Annotated in this window: 18 protein-coding genes; 1 reads left to right on the top strand and 17 read right to left on the bottom strand. The window is 65.7% G+C overall.

From position 1 onward, the window contains the following. Window positions 1-6 precede the first annotated feature (6 nt). From IE122_RS00955 to IE122_RS00935, 5 genes are all read right to left on the bottom strand, one after another. Window positions 7-411, bottom strand: coding sequence for a Zn-ribbon domain-containing OB-fold protein (locus tag IE122_RS00955; protein WP_189619221.1), 405 nt, complete (start codon window positions 409-411; stop codon window positions 7-9). A gap of 3 nt (window positions 412-414) precedes the next feature. Beyond that, window positions 415-1,641 carry a thiolase family protein gene (locus IE122_RS00950; RefSeq protein WP_189619220.1) on the bottom strand — a complete coding sequence of 409 codons (1,227 nt, stop codon included), beginning with the start codon at window positions 1,639-1,641 and terminating at the stop codon, window positions 415-417. Between the two features lie 3 nt (window positions 1,642-1,644). Beyond that, entirely contained in the window at window positions 1,645-2,118 is a 474-nt protein-coding gene (locus IE122_RS00945) for a MaoC/PaaZ C-terminal domain-containing protein (protein WP_189619219.1), read from the bottom strand. Between the two features lie 72 nt (window positions 2,119-2,190). Further along, window positions 2,191-2,787 (bottom strand): TetR/AcrR family transcriptional regulator, encoded by a 597-nt coding sequence (locus tag IE122_RS00940; RefSeq protein WP_189619218.1) that lies wholly within the window; start codon window positions 2,785-2,787, stop codon window positions 2,191-2,193. 36 nt (window positions 2,788-2,823) lie between these two features. Next, window positions 2,824-3,963 (bottom strand): acyl-CoA dehydrogenase family protein, encoded by a 1,140-nt coding sequence (locus IE122_RS00935; RefSeq protein ID WP_189619217.1) that lies wholly within the window; start codon window positions 3,961-3,963, stop codon window positions 2,824-2,826. Between the two features lie 127 nt (window positions 3,964-4,090). Between IE122_RS00935 and IE122_RS00930 the strand changes: the two genes are divergently transcribed. Beyond that, the gene (locus tag IE122_RS00930) at window positions 4,091-5,743 is read left to right on the top strand and encodes a class I adenylate-forming enzyme family protein (protein ID WP_189619216.1); all 1,653 of its coding nucleotides are present in this window, start codon (window positions 4,091-4,093) and stop codon (window positions 5,741-5,743) included. A gap of 7 nt (window positions 5,744-5,750) precedes the next feature. Here IE122_RS00930 and IE122_RS00925 read toward each other — a convergent pair whose 3' ends face one another. The 12 genes from IE122_RS00925 to IE122_RS00870 all read right to left on the bottom strand — a co-directional run bounded on the left by IE122_RS00925 (window position 5,751) and on the right by IE122_RS00870 (window position 19,670). Beyond that, entirely contained in the window at window positions 5,751-6,989 is a 1,239-nt protein-coding gene (locus IE122_RS00925) for a spinster family MFS transporter (protein WP_189619215.1), read from the bottom strand. A 163-nt stretch (window positions 6,990-7,152) separates the two neighbouring features. Next, the gene (locus IE122_RS00920; protein WP_229813611.1) at window positions 7,153-8,325 is read right to left on the bottom strand and encodes a CaiB/BaiF CoA transferase family protein; all 1,173 of its coding nucleotides are present in this window, start codon (window positions 8,323-8,325) and stop codon (window positions 7,153-7,155) included. A 69-nt stretch (window positions 8,326-8,394) separates the two neighbouring features. Continuing rightward, window positions 8,395-9,411, bottom strand: coding sequence for an amidohydrolase family protein (locus IE122_RS00915; protein ID WP_189619213.1), 1,017 nt, complete (start codon window positions 9,409-9,411; stop codon window positions 8,395-8,397). A gap of 18 nt (window positions 9,412-9,429) precedes the next feature. After that, window positions 9,430-10,224: an SDR family NAD(P)-dependent oxidoreductase gene (locus IE122_RS00910; RefSeq protein ID WP_189619212.1), complete on the bottom strand. Its 795-nt coding sequence runs from the start codon at window positions 10,222-10,224 to the stop codon at window positions 9,430-9,432. Then, complete coding sequence (locus IE122_RS00905) at window positions 10,221-11,897, bottom strand: flavin-containing monooxygenase (protein ID WP_189619211.1); 1,677 nt, start codon at window positions 11,895-11,897, stop codon at window positions 10,221-10,223. The genes IE122_RS00910 and IE122_RS00905 overlap by 4 nt, the downstream gene beginning before the upstream one ends. Window positions 11,898-12,002: 105 nt before the next feature. Then, window positions 12,003-12,905: an SMP-30/gluconolactonase/LRE family protein gene (locus IE122_RS00900; RefSeq protein ID WP_229813610.1), complete on the bottom strand. Its 903-nt coding sequence runs from the start codon at window positions 12,903-12,905 to the stop codon at window positions 12,003-12,005. A gap of 37 nt (window positions 12,906-12,942) precedes the next feature. Beyond that, a complete protein-coding gene (locus IE122_RS00895) occupies window positions 12,943-14,403 on the bottom strand; it encodes an aldehyde dehydrogenase family protein (protein ID WP_189619210.1) in 1,461 nt (486 codons plus the stop codon). Further along, window positions 14,400-14,840 (bottom strand): hypothetical protein, encoded by a 441-nt coding sequence (locus tag IE122_RS00890; RefSeq protein WP_189619209.1) that lies wholly within the window; start codon window positions 14,838-14,840, stop codon window positions 14,400-14,402. The genes IE122_RS00895 and IE122_RS00890 overlap by 4 nt, the downstream gene beginning before the upstream one ends. Then, window positions 14,837-15,859, bottom strand: coding sequence for a phosphotransferase family protein (locus tag IE122_RS00885; RefSeq protein ID WP_189619208.1), 1,023 nt, complete (start codon window positions 15,857-15,859; stop codon window positions 14,837-14,839). The genes IE122_RS00890 and IE122_RS00885 overlap by 4 nt, the downstream gene beginning before the upstream one ends. Further along, the gene (locus IE122_RS00880; RefSeq protein WP_189619207.1) at window positions 15,856-16,977 is read right to left on the bottom strand and encodes an Rv3169 family protein; all 1,122 of its coding nucleotides are present in this window, start codon (window positions 16,975-16,977) and stop codon (window positions 15,856-15,858) included. Before IE122_RS00880 ends, IE122_RS00885 begins: the two co-directional genes overlap by 4 nt. 25 nt (window positions 16,978-17,002) lie before the next feature. Then, complete coding sequence (locus IE122_RS00875; RefSeq protein WP_189619206.1) at window positions 17,003-18,067, bottom strand: LLM class flavin-dependent oxidoreductase; 1,065 nt, start codon at window positions 18,065-18,067, stop codon at window positions 17,003-17,005. 73 nt (window positions 18,068-18,140) lie between these two features. Then, window positions 18,141-19,670, bottom strand: coding sequence for a class I adenylate-forming enzyme family protein (locus IE122_RS00870; RefSeq protein ID WP_189619205.1), 1,530 nt, complete (start codon window positions 19,668-19,670; stop codon window positions 18,141-18,143). Window positions 19,671-19,730: the final 60 nt, after the last annotated feature.

The following is a 19,730-nucleotide window of genomic DNA, read 5'->3' as shown; positions in this document are numbered from 1 at the left end:
CTTCCCTCAGGCGGCCAGGCGGCGGAAGCGGGCGCAGGGCCGGCGTTCGATCTGCTCCGCATCGACGGCGACGAACGACACCCGGTCGTCGCACCGGTAGCTTGACCAGTCGTCCGGGGCATCCGGCTCCAGCCGGACCAGCAACTGCACGCCTTCGTCCAGCTTCACCACGCCGATGGCATAAGGCAGATCTTCCTCGAACCCTTCGGGCGCGCCCTGACGCAGCACGCAGAACGTGTGCAGCGTGCCCTGCCCGGCGGATTCCACCCAGCCCAGGTTGTCGGACTGGCAATGCGGGCAGGCATAACGCGGCCACATGTTGGGCTTGCCGCAATCCGAGCAGTTCTGGATCAGCAGCTTGCCGGAGGCGAGGCCGGCGCGGAAATCGGCGACGATCTTGGGCGTATTCATCGATCAGGCCCCCAGCTTGGTGCGTTCGAGAAGGAGGATCTGGGCGTCCATGTAGCTGCCGCCGGAACCGCCGATGATGGCCCGCTGGCAATCTTCGACCTGGCGCTTGGCCGGGGCCCGGTGGAGAAGCTGGCGGATGCCTTCGACCAGCAGCGCGGTGCCGCCACCGACGCCGGTGTGGCCGGCAGACAGCAGACCGCCGTTCGTGTTCATCGGCAGCTTGCCGCCGGGATTGCCATGGCCGGCGGCGAACCAGCGCGCGCCTTCACCCTTTTCGCAGATGCCGATACCCTCGATCGCGATGGCGGTGACGGCGGCGTAGCTGTCATAGATCTGGGCGATGTCGGCATCCTGCGGCCCCCAGCCGGACTGGTTCCACGCCCGTTCCGCTGCCAACGGCCAGCCCAGCACGGCCTGGTCGCGTTCCTGGCTGAGGCAGTAATGGCTGACGCAGCCGCCCGAACCCGCCACGCGCACCGCATTGGTGATGCCGCGCTTCCTGGCGTTTTCGCTGGTGGTCATGACGAATGCGCAAGCGCCGTCGGCCATCGGCGGGCATTCGTAGCTGTGCAGCGGATCGGCCACCATGCGCGAGGCGAGGATCTGCTCGACCGTCAGCGGCTTGCGGTAGAACATCGCGTTTTCGTTGAGGTTGGCCCAGTTGCGCAAGGTGACGCAGATCGAAGCCATCTCTTCCGGGGTGGACCCCGAAGCGTGCATGTAGCGTCGGGTGATCATCGCCCCGATCGCGTTGAACTGAGTGCCGGTGGGCAGTTCCCATTCCCCGGGGATGCCGTTCTTGGACAGCATCGTGATCATCTCGTTGAGGTCCGCCGAACCCCAGCGCTCCGCCTGCAGGACCAGCACCGTCTGCGCGTGTCCGGCGGTAATAAGACCATGGGCCGAGCGCACCGCATTGTCGCTAGTGGAGCCGCCCGAATGGACCATGTAGCTCGACTTGCATGAACCGTGGATGCCCAGTTCCTCGACCATCCGCGAAAACACAAGGTCAGCCTGGTCCGCCGCACCATGCAGGTTGGGGATCAGCAGGATGGTATCGACATCCTTGGGTGCCATTCCGGCATCCTTGAGCGCCAGCAGGGCGACCTTGGTCAGCGCCTCGATAAAGCCGCGATCCGGGAACTTGCCTGTCGGCAGTTCGCCGACGCCGACGAAAACCGGATCATTCGGCGCACCGGGCCCCACGTGCAGCGTCCACTGCTCTGCCATTTCTCAGTTCTCCCCCTGGCGACGTTTCGCCAGCATTGTCTGGAGGAAGCTCATCACCTCCTCGTCGTTCTGGTTGCGCACGGAATAATTGACGCCGAGCGTCCCGTATTTCGGCCCGCTGGCGTCATGCGTGACGACGGTGGCGACCACGTGGACGGTATCGCCGGCGAACACCGGCTTCATCGCCTTGAGCGCGGTAATCTCGATCAGCGCGGCGATGGCATCGCCATAGAACCCGCTGAGCCCGATCAGGCCGACCGCCAGCGTGAAGGTCAACGGCCCGTGCGCGATGCGCTGGCCAAAGCGGTTGCCGGCCATGAAGGCAGCATCGGTGTGCAACTGATAGTGATCGCCGGTCAGCCCCGCGAAGGTTGTGATATCGCCGATATCGACCGTCCGCCCGCGCGTGGTCATCACATCGCCGAGCTCGAAATCCTCGAACCACTTCGGCTCCGGATCTACGAAATTACGTGCCATTCCCCACCTAAAACAATCATTTGTTTTTGACTAGACCCGGAAAAGTGCCGAGTCAAGCGGATGCGCTGGCTGTCAGGCCAGAATTCCGCGCAGCAGGGTGTTGGCCATATGCTCACCCACCTCCCCTGCGCCGAGTTTGCCGTTGGGTGAAAACCATTCAGGCGTCCAGTTGAGCGCGCCCAGGATCGTGCGCACTTCGATGCGCAGGTCGATATCGCTGCGCATCTCACCACTGCTCACGCCCTGTTCGACGACGGTGATGAACAGCGATTCGTACTGCCGCCGCCGATCGACCGCGACCGGGAGATTGCCTTCGCCAAGGAAGCGCCACTGGTGGAACACCACTTGCGAGCGTTCGGGATTGTCCGCCACCACTTCGACGTGCGCGACGATCATCTTGCGCAGGCGTTCGGCCGGGGTGCCGCTGCCGGCGGCGAGCGGCCCGACCGCCGCGAGGAACCGGCCGATACCGTCCGAGACGATCGACAGCAGCAGCGCTTCCTTGCTCTGGATATGGGCGTAAAGGCTGCCGGGCAGCAGGCCGACTGCATTGGCGATATCGCGCATGGACGTACCGGTGAAGCCCTGCTTGCCGAACAGGTGCATCGCCACATTCATGATCGCGCCCCTCGGCCCGCCTTCCTGATCCGCATTCGGGGCAATAGCCATTACGTCAACGCTCTCCTTCACGCGGCGACCCGCGCCTCAGATTCCCATCGACTTGGCGATGATGCTGCGCAGGATTTCGTTCGTTCCGCCGCCAACCATGCCGTGCTTGGCTTCCCTGAAATAGCGTTCCATATGGTATTCTGGCAACTGGGCATAGCCACCCAGCGCCTGCATCCCGTTGGTCGTTATATCGAAAAGCGTCTGCGAGGTGATGAGCTTGGCCTGCGCGACCAATGCAGTGGCGTCCTCGCCGCGCGCCAGCGCCGAGGCGGCGGCATAGACCAGATAATAGGCAGCAGAGAGCCGCGCCTGGTCTTCGGCCATGCGGTGCTTGAGCACCTGGAAATCCGAAAGCTTGCGCCCGAACGCCATCCGTTCGCTCAGGTATTTGACGGTATCGTCGAGCGCGGTGCGGGCGCTGCCCAGATGCGAAGCGGCGATCGACAGCCGCTCGAAGTTGAGATGCTCGCCGATATACTGCCAGCCCCTGCCCACTTCACCCAGCAGCGCATCCTGCGGCAGCCGCAGATCGTCCATGAACAGCGACGTGGTGCCGAGGCTCTTGCGGACCAGCGTGTCCATCTTCTGGATTTCGAGGCCCGGCGTGTCGTTGGGGATCAGCAGCACGCTGAAATCGTAGCGCCCTTCGCCGGTGCGCAGCATCATCTGGATGCAGGTATCGGGATGGTGGGCGCCCGAACACCACACCTTGGAACCCTTGACCACCCATTCATCGCCGTCGAGCCGCGCCGTCGAGCGGGCACCGGCGGCGTCCGAACCCGATTGCGGTTCGCTGATCGAGATCGCGAACTTCGCCTCACCGGCCAGGAACGGATCGAGATAGCGGGCGCGCTGCTCTGCAGTGCCGTGCCGGGCGACGTTGCCGGCGGTGAACATCGAGGTCATGATGCAGGCGGCGGTATCAAGGCTGTACTTGCCGATCGCTTCGCAGAAGATCGCGAACATCACCGGATCGCGGTCCATGCCAAGGCCACCCTGCTCTTCAGGGATCAGCAGGCCCAGCCAGCCTTCGGCGGCCATCTTGCGATAAAGCTCTTCCGGAAATTCGCGCGAGAGGTCATGCTGGAGCGTCAGGTCGCGGCCGAATTGGCGATCCATGAAACTGTTGACCACATCGCGCCACATGCGCTGCTCTTCAGTGAAGCTGAAATCCATCGATCCTATCCCGACGGCGCTGGGGGAAGCGCCAACTTGTCATTGAACAAACATTTGTTATGAGAATGTCCGGACGGAGTCAACGAGGGAGAGCAGGCTTGTGAACACGCCGCAGGAACGGCGCAAAATGCTGGAATCGCGTTATCCGCAGTGGCCGGATTGCCGGCTTCACGTGCTGTTCGAACGGATCGCCACTCAGTTTCCCGATCGCCCGCTGATCCTGACCGACACGCACTGCTGGACTTACGCCGAAGCCGCCCGCGCTTCGCGCGCCGTTGCCGCCGGGCTGGTCGCGCTCGGGGTGCAGCCGGGTGACCGGGTGGCGCTGATCATGGCCAACCACCCCGAATTCGTGATCGCCAAGCTGGCCATCGCGCGGGCGGGCGCGGTGGCGGTAGCGATCAATTACCTGCTGCGCGAGGACGAGCTGGCTTACGTGCTGGAGCAATCGGGCTCCCGATTCGTCTTCGCCATGGATGCCTTGCGCGATCGCGATTATCGCCCCGATCTCGCCGCCGTGCTGCGCCGGGTGGAGGGCCTCGAACAGGTGATCCTCCAGGGTGCTGTGGGCCAGACCGGATTCCTCAACTTTGACGCGCTCGCCGCGATGGCGAGCGCGGATGACGATGCCGCGCTGGCAGCGCACGAAGGCCCCGGGCGCGCCGATACGCTGAGCGACATCGTTTACACCTCCGGCACCACCGGCCGCCCCAAGGGCGTCATGCTCACGCACGACATGATCCTGCGCGCGGGCTATTCCTCGGCCCTGACGCGTGCTTTCGAGGACGGCCGCCGAGTGCTGTTCGCGCTGCCGATGTATCATGTGTTCGGCTATGTCGAATGTTTCGTGGCGGCGCTGTTCGCCGGCGGCGCGATCATCCCGCAGACGGTGTTCGATCCCGCCGCAATGCTCGATCTCGCCGATCGCCATGCCGCGACCGACATGGTGTGCGTACCGGTAATGACGCACCAGCTCCTGGAAGCGGCGCAGGCACGCGGGGCCCGCCCTGCGCATCTTCTCGCCTATTTCAACAGCGGCGGAGCGAACGTGCCCGGCGTGTGGGACCAGATCCGCACCATCCTCGGCCCCCGCGAAATCCACACCGCCTATGGCATGACCGAAACCACCGCGTCTGCGGTCTGCACCCGGGCCGAGGACGGCGACGGGCCGCTGCTGGACACCAACGGCCGGGAAAAGCTGGCCGGGATTGCCGGCGATCCGGCGCTGGACGGGTTGGTCGCCCGTTACCGCGTCGCCGATCCGGTCAGCGGCACTGTCCTGCCCGAAGGCGCGGACGGGGAACTGCAGGTGCGCGGGCCGGTGGTGACCTGCGGATACTTCGGCAAGGACGACGAAACGCGCGAGGCATTCACCCCCGATGACTGGCTGCGCACCGGCGATATCGGCCGGCTGCTGCCCGGCGGGCACTTGCGGCTGACCGGGCGGATCAAGGAAAGCTACCGCTGCGGCGGCGAAATGGTGATGCCGCGCGAGATCGAGGACCTGGTGTCCGGCCTCCCCGGGGTGCAACAGGCGCTGGCGGTGGGCGTGCCGGACCCGCGCATGGGCGAGACGGGCTGCCTGTGCATCGTGGCGGCGGGTGACGGCGAGGCCGCACTGGCCGATACGATCCTCAGCCACTGCGCCGCCCGTCTGGCGCGCTTCAAGGTACCCCGCCACGTGCTGTTCATCTCAGCCGCGGAAGTTCCGCTCACCCCCACCGGACGCCCCCAGAAGTTCCTCCTCGCGGCGCTGGCAAGGGAGCGGTTGGGGCTATGATGTCCGCCTAAAACTCCAGGTTCGCCAGCGTATGGCGGTAAGGGCGGCGGCACAGCCAGAACAGCAGGGCCGCGAAAGGCCCGGCCAGAGCCACGGTGGCGGTGATCGAATGGCCGATCGCCATTTCGTTGCCGAACACATGATCGGTGAAGGCTGCCACGACCGTGGGACCAAGGCCGATCCCGAACAGATTGGCGAGTAGCAGATAGAGTGCCGTCATCTGGCCGCGCATCTGGTTCGGGGTGATCTCCTGCAACGCCGCCGCAAGGCCGCCGAACGGGATGGCACAGCCGAACTGAAACACGAAGACCAGTGCCAGTACCACCCAGGCCGACCCTACCAGCCCGCTCACCAGCCCGGCGGGAACTGCCAAGGCGCAGGCGATCAGGCCAAGGAGGATATAGGCATCGGCAACGCCTTTGCCGCGCAACCACCCCGCCAGCACACCCCCCGAAAGCACGCCGCACACCCCGGAAATCAGGATCACCGTTCCGAACCGCGAACCGACCTCGGCGGTAGTCCACCCGAACACGCGCATGAGATATGTCGGGTACCACGCCAGCGGCGCGTTCCACACCAGCGTCAGCATCGAAGCCGCCAGCATCAGCAGGCCGTAAGTGCGCAGATGCGCGAAGAAATAGCGGCGGGTATCGGCAAACCCGTTTACCGCTCCCGCCTTGACCCGGGTGCGCCGGGGTTCGCGCAGCGTCAGCACCAGCGCGGCGACGAGAACGCCGGGCAGGCCGATCACGATGAACACCGCCTGCCATGGCTCCAGATGGCCGATCACCGGCACCGTCGTCGCCGGCATGGCGGAAATGATCGCACCGCCGATGATCGTCGCCAGCCCCGCGCCCAGATAGATGGCGCAGTTGTATATGCTGAGCGCCAGCGGCAGCCGCCGCGCCGGAAAGCTGTCGCTGATCAGCGAATAGGCCGCCGGAGACAGCGCCGCCTCGCCCGCGCCCACGCCGACCCGGGCGAGAAACAGGTGCGTGAAATTGCGGGCCAGGCCGCAGGCGGCGGTCATCACGCTCCACACGACGATGCCGATCGCCACGATCCGGGTCCGCTTGCGGCTATCCACCAGACGGCCGATCGGCAGGCCCAGGATCGAATAGAAGATGGCAAAGGCAAAGCCGTGAAGCAGGCTGAGGTGGGTATCGGAAATGTCCAGCGATGCCTTGATCGGCCCGACCAGCAACGTCAGCGACTGGCGATCGAGATAGGAGAATGTGTAGGCCATAATGAGTACGCCTAACATACACCAGGCCCGCAGACCGCCCGAGGGCTCATCCTGAATATCGACTTGTGGCGACTGCGCCTCTGGTCCTGTCATCGCACCTGATCTCCCGTCCGTATGCCCGGATTTCCGGTGCTTTTTGCTGGCTGAGGCGGCCAGTTCACTATCAGTCTGCGGCGACTGTCGAGCCGGGCGCACAGCGGATCACACCGTCACGCGCCAAGCCTTCGATCTCCTCCATGCTGAAGCCGAGCTCATTAAGCAAGACCGCTGCGGTATCCTGCCCCAGTTCGGGCGGCGGCGCGGCGGGCCGCGCGGGCGTCCGGCTCATGTGCTGGAGCGGGTTCGCGATCAGCCGCATGCCATCCGGACCAACCGGCCAGATCAGGTTTCGCGCACCGCTCTGCGCGTCGGCCATCGCCTCGGCGATGTCGAAGATCGGGCTGAGCGGCACCATTGCTGCCCGGAATGCAGCTTCCCACTCGGCGGTCGGGGCAGTTATGAAGCGCGGCGCCAGCAGGGCGGAGAGTTCGGCACGGTTGCGCACGCGATCGGTGTTAGTCATGAAGCGGGCATCGTCCGGCAATTCGGCAAGGTCCATCGCCTTGCACATGCGCCGGAACTGGTCGTCGTTCGCCACAGCCAGGGTGACCCAGCCGTCGCTGGTCTGGAACGGCTGCCCGGGAGAGAAATTGCGGTTGATCCCGCCCAGCCGGCTCTGCACGTGGTCATGGTCGAGATAGTCCTGCCCGGCATCGACCAGCATCATGATGCCGACATCGAACAGCGAAACGTCGATCCGCTGCCCCTTGCCGCTCCGCGCACGTTCGTTCAGCGCGGCAAGGACGCCGACCGAGCCGACCATGCCGGACATGATATCGACCATCGGCAGGCCCGCGCGGGCGGGCGGGCGATCGGGCTCCCCGCACAGCGTCATGATCCCGGTCATCCCCTGGATGATCGTATCGTACCCGGGCTGCGCGCTGCGTGGTCCGGTCTGGCCGAAGCCGGTGACCGAGAGGTAGATGAGGCCGGGGTTGGCCTCGCTCAGGCTTTCATAGTCCAGCCTGTAGCGGGCGAGATCGCCCACCTTGAAATTTTCGAGCATGATGTCGGAACGCAGCGCCAGCGTGCGCACCAGTTGCTGCCCGCGCGGATCCTTGAGATTGACAGCGATGCTCTTCTTGCCGCGATTGATGGCGCGGAAATAATGCGTGCCCCAAGTACGGGTATCGTCCCCGCCCATCGCCTCGACCTTGATGACCTCCGCCCCCAGATCGCTCAGCATCTGTCCCGCGAACGGGGCGGCAAGGACGCGCGACAGGTCCAGAACCTTCAAACCTTGGAGGGCATGCGAAACCATGGCGGGACAGCAACCTTTTGATGATGCGAAGGGGCAGCCGCCCCGTCAGATGCGATAGACGGCGCGCGCGTTACCGGCGAAGAACGCCTGCTGCCCGTCGCTGCCGAGGGGCGCGGTCAGATGCTTCATGGCGTTGACCAGCGTCAGCAGCGGCATAGCCGCCTTGTCGACCGGGAAGTTGCTCCCGAACATGCAGCGCCCCGCCCCGAAGCCGGCCAGGCAATGATCGACCCAAGGCTGGCACAGATCAGCCACTTCGTGCGATGATGGCGGAGCCTCGCGGCCATCGGCGCTCACGATGGCCAGCCGCGAAATGGCGAATCCGCCGATCTTGACAGAGACATTGGCGAGCGGGGCCAGCCCGGCCATGCCTTCCGCCCAGCGCGCGAAGACCTGTTCGCGTTCGTCGGCATAGTGGCTGATGCCCAGCGGCCCGCCGATGTGGTTGAGCACGATCGGCAGGTCCGGGAAAGCCCGGGCCAGGTCTGCCACCTCGCCAAGCTGGGTATGGAAGGCATAGAGATCGAGAACCTGGCCCGCTGCCTGCACCTGCGCAACGCCCCTGCGGAAGTCGTCGCGCAGCATCAGCCCCGGACCGATGCCGTCCGCGCCATAGCCGGCCCTGGGGTCCGGATCATACGTAGCGCGCGCGCGAACGCCGCGAAACCGCCCGCCACCGGCCTGTTCCAGCGCCGCCAGCACCGGAGCCACCGCATCACCCAAAGTGAGGTCAGCCCAGCCGACGATGGCCGCCGCGACGTCTACGGGGCCAGGCGCCGCCTCGGCCTGGGCGCGGGCGAAGGCCACCTCGCCGACCGGCTCGAGTTCAACCGGGCCATCCTCGCGATAGGCCATCGTGCAATCGACATAGACCGAGGCCGTGATTCCGGCCGATACGGCATCGCGCGTATAGGTTTCCACGAAGTAGGCAGGATCGCTGAAATCCCACAGGTGAATGTGGGAATCGACGATTTCGATCACCGGACCCACCGGCACTTCCGCGCCGCGCGCCAGCCAGGCTTCGTCCACCGGATGGACATGAGGCTTCTTGTGCTTGGACATGACTGCAGCTCTTTGCGATCAGGACAGCAGGCCGCCGTCCACGGGAATGATCTGGCCGGTGACCATCGATGCGCCCTCGCCGGCGAGGAAGGCTATCACCCAGCCGATCTCCTCCGGTTCGGCAAGCCGGCCGAGCGGGACTTTCTCGGCGGTCGCCGCCTCGCGGGCAGGATCGTCGGTCAGGCGCTTGATCATTGGCGTGCGGACATAACCGGGCGCGACGGCGTTGACCCGGATCCCCTTGCCCGCCCACTCCACCGCCAGCGCGCGGGTCAGGTTGACTACCCCGCCCTTGCTGGCGCGATAGGAAGGGTTGGCATTCGCCCGGCCCGTGATCCCGGCGCTCAACCCGCCAACGGATGCGACGTTGACGATCGCCCCGCCCACCCCGCGATCGATCATCGACCGCGCGGCACAGCGGCTGGCTACGAACAGCCCGGTCAGGTTGACGTCCAGCACCTTGTGCCAGGTGTCGAGTTCGTAATCGACGCTGGCCCCCGATACGTTCATCGCCGCCGAATTGACCAGCACGTCGATCCCGCCGTGTTCCCCGGCGATGCCGGCGAACGCCTGCTCTATCGCGGCTGCATCGGACAGGTCGATCAGCACACCATGCGCGGCACCACCCCGCGCCCGGCATTCCGCCACCGCCTCGTCCAGCATGGCCCGGTCGCGGTCGAGAAAGACCGTCGTCGCACCAAGCTGGGCCAGCAGAGCCGCAGTGGCGCGGCCGATGCCGCTGGCCGCACCGGTGACCAGCGCAACCTTGCCCGCAAGCGAAAGGCGCGCTTCAAGGAACCCGGCTACGTTCACGCAGGCTCGCCAAGCTTTTCGGCAGGCGCGCCATCGAACAGGAAGCCGCGCCAGTTATCGCCCTCGATGTCCTTACACAGGTCCTTGAACGCCTGGTTGCCGCCGGCATAGAACAGCACCTCGCGCTTCTGCGCCCCGGCCACGTTCTTGTTCACGCCGGTGAACCACGAATTCACCTTGCCGATCAGGCCATGGCTGAGCAGTTCGTGGCACAGCTCGTTCCATTCCTCCTGCGCCTCGGGTGCCGCTTCCAGCACCTTGACGTGGTGCTCCTTGACGAAGTTCATCAGCCCTTCGTTCCAGTCGATCGCGGTCGCCGAGCAGCGCGGGATGTTGCAGAAAACGGTGCCGTTCTGCGGGCCGACCAGCGTGAAGAAGTTCGGGTAGTTGTCGATCATCAGGCCCAGGTAGGTCTTGACGCCGTCTTCCCGCCACAGCTCGTTCAGCGACTTGCCGTCCTTGCCATAGACCTCGATCCGGCTGAGCGAACCCCGGATAGCGTAGAAACCGGTGGCGTAGACGATGACATCGACTTCGTAGAGCTTGCCGTCCGAAGTGCGGATGCCATTGGCCTCCACCTGCTCCATCGGCGTTTCCCGCAGGTCGATCAGGTGGACGTTATCCTGGTTGTAGCATTCGAAATACTTGGTTTCCTGCGGGATGCGGCGGGTGCCATAACCGTGATCGGTCGGGATCAGCTTCTCGGCGATCGCCGGATCCTTCACCCGCTGGCGGATCTTCTTCTTGACGAATTCGGTGACGAGCGCGTTGGATTCCGGGTTCTCCAGGTAATCCTTGTAATTGCCCAGCCACAGCCGGAACCCCGGCCCCTGATAGAGATCCTCCCAGGTCGCCTCACGCTCCTCGGGCGAGACATCGACCGCGTTCTTGTCGATCCACTTGTGCGGAAAGCCCGACAGCGTGGTGTTGCAGAAGTTGTTGAGCTCTTCGTAATTCGCCTTGATCTCGTCCATCTCTGCCTGGCTGAGCGGCGCGTTGCCGAGCGGGCAGCACCAGTTGGGCGAGCGCTGGAAGACGTAAAGATCCTTGGCGACCTTGGCCATTTCCTGGATCACCTGCACGCCCGAAGCGCCGGTGCCGACAACCGCCACGCGCTTGCCGGTGAAATCGATCTTGGCCCCAAAGTTGCTGTCGGGATCGCGCGGCCAGCGGCCGGTGTGCCACCACTGGCCCTCGAACGTGTAGATGCCCGGCACGTTGGGCATCTGCGGGGCCGAGAGCGGGCCCATCGCGGAAAACAGAAAGCGCGCGGTCATCGGGATCGAGCCGCCTTCTTCAAGCTGGATGATCCAGTAGCTGTTCTCGTTGTCCCAGCGTGCCCAGCGCACGCGCTGGTTGAAGATATAGTCCTTGCGGATGTCCATCAGGTCTGCGGCGGTCTGGAGATAGCTCAGCACTTCGGGCTGGCCGGCGAACCGCTCCGTCCAGTTGAACCCCTGCAGCAGTTCCTCGGACCAGTAATAGCTGTAGGTGTGGCTCTCGGAATCCACCCGGCAACCGGGATAGCGGTTCCAGAACCACGCACCACCGACATCGGGCGCGCCTTCGATGCCTTTCACGCGGAACCCCTGCTCGCGGAGGCGATAGGTCTGGTACATTCCGGTAATGCCGGCACCGATCACAACAGCGTCAAAATCCGGTTCCTTGCTCATCATTCTCTCACCTAAAACAACTGTTTGTTTTTACTGAAATGCGCGGACACCGGCAGATTGTCAAGTGGGTCGATGCCGGATGGGCGCTGGCTTGCACAGGCACTTTCATGCTTTGGATACCATGAAAGCCGGCAGGTCGATGATGAAAAGCTGGGCCTCGCGCACGGCGGCCCGTTTCAGGTCGTCGTAATCGGGGGCGCAGCAGACCAGCAACTGGTTGCCGTCGGCCCCGCCCAGTGCGCAGGAATAGAGCCCCATCCCGGGCGGCGCGGCGATTTCAGCAATGATGCCACGGCCTTCCGCCACCCGGACCACCCGCGCGCCCATCGCATCGGCCATCCACACGCACCCTTGCGCCTCGATCGCGCAGCCATCAGGCATGATGTCGGTCTGGAGCAGCGAATGCAGCTCGTCCCATGGTGGCATCCGGCCGACTTCGGCCCAGACCCGCCGATCGCCCAGCGATCCGTCCGGCCGAATCGCGAATGCGGACAGCCGGGCCCCGAAGGTTTCCGCCACGATCAGCGTCTGGCCATCCGGGGTGACGACCATGCCGTTGGGGAACAGCAGATCGGCCGCGACGATCCGCGCCGTGCCGTCGGGCGCTACGTGGACGAGGTCGGCGGGGCGCGGCTTCTCGCCTACGAACAGGTCGAAGCCGAGATTGCCGACCCAGGCGTTGCCGCGCGCATCGGTGACCATATCGTTGGCATAGCAGGCGGTTAGCGCGCGGATATCGGCGTGCACCCGCGTGGTCCCGTCCGCCGCCACCGCGATCACCCGGCGATCCTTCATGGACACCACCAGCAAGGTGCCATCCGCCAGCCACCCCAAGCCCGAAGGCTGGCCATCCACCCGCGCGATGACCCGCGTCGCGCCGTCCGGCGCGATGCGCAGCACCTCGTGGGCATAAAGATCGGACACCCACCAGGCACCGTCGCGCCAGCGGGCCCCTTCGAAGAAGTGGCCCTTGCCGCCCAGCGGCGTCATCGTGTGCGTGATCGCCATTCCTGCCTCCATCTCCCGCTCTCCCTTTGCTGTCGGGCTATCCCGCCTTGCGCGGCAGGGCGACGCTCAGCGTCTGCAGCTCGGCATAGGCATCCATCCCGGCCTGGCCGTTGGCCCGGCCGATCCCGCTTTGCTTCATGCCGCCGAACGGCACCTCGGGCTGCACCAGCCCGTGGCGGTTGACCCAGGCCGAGCCGGCCTCCAGCCGCCGCGCCAGCGCGAGCCCGCGTTCCACGTCCTCGGTCCAGATCGAGCCGCCGAGGCCGAACTGGGTGCCGTTGGCCGCCGCGATCGCCTCCTCCTCATCGTCATAAGCGATGACCGGCAGCGCCGGGCCGAACTGCTCGTCGGCCACCAGCGGGTTGTCCGCCGCAGCATCGCGCACGATCGTCGGTTCGAAGAAGAACCCGGCGCGATCAAGCGCTTTGCCGCCGCTGGCGATCACCCCGCCCGCTGCCACTGAAGCCGCCACCAGCGCCTGCACGCGATCGAACTGCGCCCGGTTGGAGATCGGACCCAGCGTGGTCTCTGGATCGAACTGCCCGCCCGGCACCGCCTGGCGCGCCAGCGTGCCGAGCGCATCAACCCAGCCATCGTACTGCGCGCGGGGCACGTAGAGCCGCTTGATCGCGGCGCAGACCTGCCCGGTGCGGTAGAAAGCTCCGAAGAACAGCTTGGCGGCAGTCTTGCGCAGATCGGCATCGGCCAGCACGATCGCGGCGTCGTTGCCGCCCAGTTCCAGCGACAACCGCTTCAGCGTTGGCGCGGCGGCAGCCATGATCGCGCGCCCGGCGCGGATGCTGCCGGTGAACGACACCATGCCAACACCGGGATGTTCCACCAGCGCCCGCCCGGCAGCATCATCGCCGTTCAGCACCTGCAACACCCCGTCGGGCACTAACGGCTGCACCAGTTGGGCAAGGTAAAGCACCGCCAGCGGGGCCAGCGGCGAAGTCTTGACGACCACCGTGTTGCCGGCGGCGAAGGCGCTGCCGATCTTTTCGCAAGCGATCATGATCGGCGCATTCCACGGCAGGATCGCGGCAACGACCCCGGCCGGATGGCGCGCCACTTCGATGCGCTGGCGACCATCATCAACCAGCGTGTCGACCGGCGCGACATAAGCCGCGCGGCGGCGCAGGAAAAACTCGCCCACCGAAATCTCGTCCGTCGCCACCGCCAGCGGGAGCCCGGTTTCGAGCGCGAGGAGATGCGCCAGCGCGGACCTGGCCCCGGCCACCGCATCGGCCATCGCCGTAAGCGCAGCAGCCCGCACTGCCGGATCGGCCGCCCAGCCCTGCCGCGCGGCTGCCGCGCGCCCGACGGCGGCATCGATCAGCGTGCCCCCGGCCAGCGGCGCTTCGAACACCACCGCATCGCGGGCAGGATCGACGACGGCATGCGTGCCTTGCGCCGCCCCGCCCAGTCCGTCCAGCAGGGTATCGGGCCGCAGCAGTTCCAGCGCGCGGGTGGCGGCATCCGCCAATGGGGTGGTCATCCGGGTTCCTCTCCAGTTGCGAATACCGATTGCCAGCCGAGCCGGGCCTGCGCCTGGCCGGCGAGCGTGGCGACGATGCGCGCGGCAAGATCGGCGGCGGCGGGATCGCTGCGCCCGTGCAGCGCGCACAGCACTTCCCCGACCCGGATGCCGATCGCGTCCTGCAACGCCAGTTGGTCCGTCAGCGCAGCCGGCCCGGCCGCAAGGCGGCAGCGGAGGTCTTCGGTTTGCGTCGCCCCGGCTTCGTCGATCAGATCGAGCAGCGCGCCGCTTTCCGCAGGCAACAGCGCGGGCAGGGCGTCGAGCTGGGCCCCGGTTTCGGCGAGCAGCTTGATCGCGGCGCGCAGTTCGCTGCGCAAGTGCGCCGGGGTTTCGGCCAGCAGCGTATCAGCGAGGAAGGCACGCACCGCGTCCAGCGTTTCAAAGGGTGAGATCATCGCACCGCCTCCGCTGCGACCGGTGCCAGCGCCGCGATCTGCCGCGCCAGTTGCGCATCGATCCACGGCATTGCGCGCAACAGCATCGCATGGGTCGGGCGCAACCGGGCAGCCCCGCCCTCGCCTGCCAGGCTGGCGGAACGCACGAAGATCGCCGCGAGCTTGACTAGCGCGAACAGGTTCCAGAACGCCAGCCGTCCGCGATCGACCGACCTACCGGCCACCGCTTCGTAAGCGGCCAGATAAGCGTCGGCCGGATAGATGCCGCCGACCAGATCGAACGGCGTGGTCCACAGCATCGTCCAAGCCAGGTCCTCCAGCGGATCGCCGAGATGCGCCAGTTCCCAATCGATCACCGCCAGCCGGCCATCATCATCGCAGACCACGTTGTTGGTCTTGAAATCGCCGTGGACGAGCCGTGGTTCGCCCGGCGCGGGGCATGCGCGGCGCAGCCGGTCGATGGCGGCGACCAGCAGCGCGTCGCCCGCGCCGATACCGTCCAGCGCGATGGCGGACCAGGTATCGACCTGCTGCGCCGGGCTGCGATATCCGTGCTCAGACAGGAACCGCGCCGGCAGCCGCGCCACCTCGCAATCGTGGAGGCGCGCCTGGGCTGCCACCAGCGCCAGCCCCAGCGCCGGCCGGTCCGGCTCGGGGCCCGCCAACCGCTTGCGCAGATCGCCGCCCGACAGCCTTTCGCAAATTGCGTAGGCGGTACCGACCGGCGACCCGGCGGCTCCCTGCGCGATCGTGCGCGGCACCGGCAACCCTTGCGCATGGAGCGCGTGCAGCAGATCGCATTCCGCCGCCAGCGACACATCGAGCGCCGCCCCCGCGAATTCGCGGCGCAGGATCAGCGGATGCACCACCGCGCCATCATCGGCATCGAATGCCCAGCTATCGTGCGACGTGCCGCCGGTCAGTCGCCTGAGAGCACTGATCGCAACGTCCCTGCCCCATTGCGTGCCCAGCACGTGCGTCAGCGCCCGCGCCATGTCCTGCGGCGTTGCCCCGGTCACTCGTGGAACCCGTAACGCGGATAGGCCCCGAACACTTGGGTTTCGAACGTGCCGTAACCCACCGCGCCATCGTCGCGCTCCATCCGGCACAGCACATGGGTCGGGCCGATCTTGGCGGTCACCGCCGGATCGGAGAGGTCATAAGTGACCGAGTGGCACCAGTCTTCGCCCATATACATTCCGTGCCGCCACGGATCGGGGCCGCCATAGCCGGTGCCTGCGCGCAGATAGGCCCGGCGCAGCGGCGTCAGCCTGACGTGACGGCGCGTGCCATCCGCCTCGAGATAGCTGATCGAAGACCCTTCCAGCAGTTCGCGGGTTTCGAGATCGAACCGCAGGTCATGCTCGGCACCGCCCAGCATTTCCTCGACCGCGGCCGCACCATCCGCGCCGAAGCCGGGCATGCGCCGCACCGTCTCGATATCGCGGCGACCATCGGGATACTCGGAGAGCGAGAAATGTACCGTCTCGTCGCCGAATTGCATCGGCGACCAGATCCACAGCGTCGTGCGGGCCTTGTTCGCGCCCTTGGCCTGCTGGATGCCCTTGGGTTCGCGTTCAAGGCCGATCGAGCGAACGCCCCAACTGCGATCGCGCGCGCCCCAGGCGGTGTCCGGATCGAGCTCTATCACCTGCCCCTCGCAGGCGATGTAGCCGCTCCAGGTGCCGGTCTGGATCAGGCGGGTGGCCTGTTCCATCACCCGGCCCATCACGCGCTGGAGGATCGGCGGCTCCTCGAAGGCGGGAACCGCCGCGTTCCATTCCAGCGCGAAATGCACCGCCTGCCCCTCTGCCGGGTCGCAGCGCACCGACAGGCGCTTGAGCCCCTCGTGCACTTCGACATGGAACGGGCCGATGGCGCGCGTGTTCATCCGGTCCGAGCCCAGCTCGCGCGAGGCGCGGGTTGTGTACTGCCGCGATCCCAGGGCAACCGAGCCGAAGGCATCGATGACCCCCAGGTTCGGATAAGCCCCGATCCCGATCATGAAGAACAGATCGTCGGCGCAACGGTGGCCGGTGAAGAAGTAGCGATCGTAAAAACGACGATCGCTGGTTGCCGCATAGCGAACCGGCTCATGCGTCTGGTGGATCAGGAAATCGTCGGCCGGACCGATCATGCTCATACTCTCCGTGTGGGCCCGTTCACCAGGTCTTGAGTTCGGGGATGACGTGCTTGCCCAGCATGCGCATCGAGTTCTCGACCTCAGCGTAAGGCAGGCCGGCGTAGCTGGTGATCGAGTTCCATTCGAAATCGCCGATGATCGCGCGGCGTGCATCCAGCTTGTCGAGGATCTGCTGTGGCGTGCCCCAGCACTGGTGCTGGATGTAATCCTGCACGGCATCTTCAAGACCAAGCGAATTCAGGAACTTGGCGGATTCGCCATAGGCTTCGTAGCCCTTCAGTTCCTTGTGGTAATCGGCCATGAATTCATAGTGCTTGAGCAGCGAGACGTAGTTCGCCGCCATGTGCTTCTGCATCATCTTTTCGGCGTGACCGGCATCTTCGTGGCAGTAGGTGAAGTCTACCAGCAGCGTCGGGCCCGGCTCCTTGCCGTGGTTCCTGCGGAACTCGTTGCGGAAGATGTCGATGTTGCCCAGGTGCTTTTCCATGGCGAACTGAACGAAGGTCATCATCCGGCAATCGTGCATCGCGATCTGCTTCGCCGAATCCGGCGACATCGCCACGCAGTAGAGCCGGTCCTTGAGCGACACCGAAGGCAGCGGCCGGATTTCCGTCGCCGGGGTCGGGAAATGCGGGCCATCACCCTGGATCACGCCGGTTTCCAGGCCCTTCACCAGCATCGCCGCCATTTCATCGAAGCGGGTGCGCGATTCGTCCATCGGCACACCGAAAACTTCGAACTCCTTGCGGGCCAGGCCGCGCGCGAAGCCGATCACGTAGCGCCCGTTCGTCATCGCATCCATCGTCGTGATGCGGCCCAGCACGCGCGCAGGCTGGGTCCACCAGGGCAGGACGATGCAGGCGCTGCCCAGCTTGATCTTTTCGGTGCGCGCGGCGAGCCAGGACAGGATCTGGTGGCTGTCGACCGCCATCGAGTAGTCCTCGAAGTGGTGTTCGGGACAATAGATCGTGTTGTAGCCCAGCCCTTCGGCCATTTCCGCGATACGCAGTTCCTCGCGGATCATGGCGTCGTCCGGCATGTTGTCATGCAGGTTGGACAGGAACATCATGTAGCCTACTTCCATCGGGCATCCCTCCTCTTGTGCGTTGCCCCTCCGCGATGTCCCTCATGCGCGAAGGGGAATTCCTCCCAAAATCTCAGCTTCCCGCAACGCGGCGGCCGGCTCCCTGCCAATAGGGTTCGCGCAACTGCTTGCGGTTGATCTTGCCCACGGCGCTGCGTGGCAGCGGCGCACGGCTGAACTCCACGCGGGACGGCTTCTGGTATCCTCCCAGTTCGCGGGCCACGAGATCGATCACGTCACGCTCGGCCATCTCGGCCCCTGCCGCGAGCACGCACAGCGCCATCGGGCTTTCGCCCCAGCGAGCGTGCGGAACCCCGAACACGGCAACTTCAGTGACCCGCGGATCGTTCGCGATCACCCGCTCGATCTCGCCGGGATAGATGTTGTATCCGCCCGAGATGATCGTGTCGGCGGCCCGATCGATCAGGTAGACATAGCCGTTAATGTCGATCCGGCCGATGTCACCGGTCTTGATCCAGCCATCCACCATGCGCTCGGCGCTGGCCTCGGGATCGTTCCAGAACTGGCTCATCATCCCGTCGGACTGGGCAACGATCTCGCCTATCTCGCCCAGCGGCAGCGGCCGGTTCTCCTCGTCCCAGATTTCCACCCGCGAAAACGGCATGACCATGCCGCAGGCGCGCAGCGGCGCTGACCCTTCGACTTCGGCGAACCACTGCTGCGGCCCCATGAAGGCGATCGGCAGCACTTCGGTTTCGCCGTACCCCTGGTACAGTACATCGCCGAGCAGGGCGCGAGCCTCCAGCGCGGTCCGATCACTGACCGGCGCTGCACCGACCAGAACGCATTTGAGCGAGGAGAAGTCGCGGGCGGCGGAACCGGGGAAATCGATCATCGCCCGCAGCATCGCCGCCACCGCCTGGAAATAGCCGATCCGTTCGTGCTCGATCAGGTCCAGCACCAGTTCGGGCTCGAAATGGTCGATCAGCACGTTGCAGCCACCGGCGAACCACACCGGCAGGAACTGATAGCCCGATGCGTGCGAGATCGGCCCGCAGTGCAGGCAGGAATCGCCGGCGACGACTTGCGGGAAGATGTAGAACCAGTCGCGGCAGGCTGAGAGCCAGCTCCGGTGCGAATAGGCGACCGCCTTGGGGCGGCCGGTGGTGCCGCCGGTATGGCGGATGATGTACCAGTCCTGCGGCTCGATGCGGATGTCAGGCTCAATCGCGCTCTGCGCCGCCAGCCACCCTTCGTAGCCGGCATCACGGACCAGCACATGCTCGACCACATCGCCCAGCGCCGCCGCTTCGGCTGCATAGCGGTCGCTCGCCACCAGTGCGCGACACTGGGTATTGGCCAGCATGTGCGCATGGATATCGACCGCGTTGCGGGCGTAGAGCGGCACGCGGACCAGATTGGCGATCGCGCAACCGGCGATGATATCGACCGATTCGAAGCTGTTGTCCTCCAGCACGCCGACCCGATCGCCCGGCTGCAACCCCAGCGCCAGCAGGCCGTTGGCGAACCGCGTCGCCCGGTCCCACGCTTCACCGAAGGTGATGCGCCGCGCATCATGGACAACGGCCGTGCGCCGGCGGTTCGTGGTCACGGCCTGTCGCATGAGATCGCGCACGTTCATCGGTCCAACTCTCTCCCGTGATTGCGGATCACGATTGACTTCGTCCGCACTGTTCTCTTA

The organism is Novosphingobium colocasiae (assembly GCF_014652555.1).
Classification (GTDB): domain Bacteria; phylum Pseudomonadota; class Alphaproteobacteria; order Sphingomonadales; family Sphingomonadaceae; genus Novosphingobium; species Novosphingobium colocasiae.
This window is presented reverse-complemented; position numbering and strand designations above follow the sequence as displayed.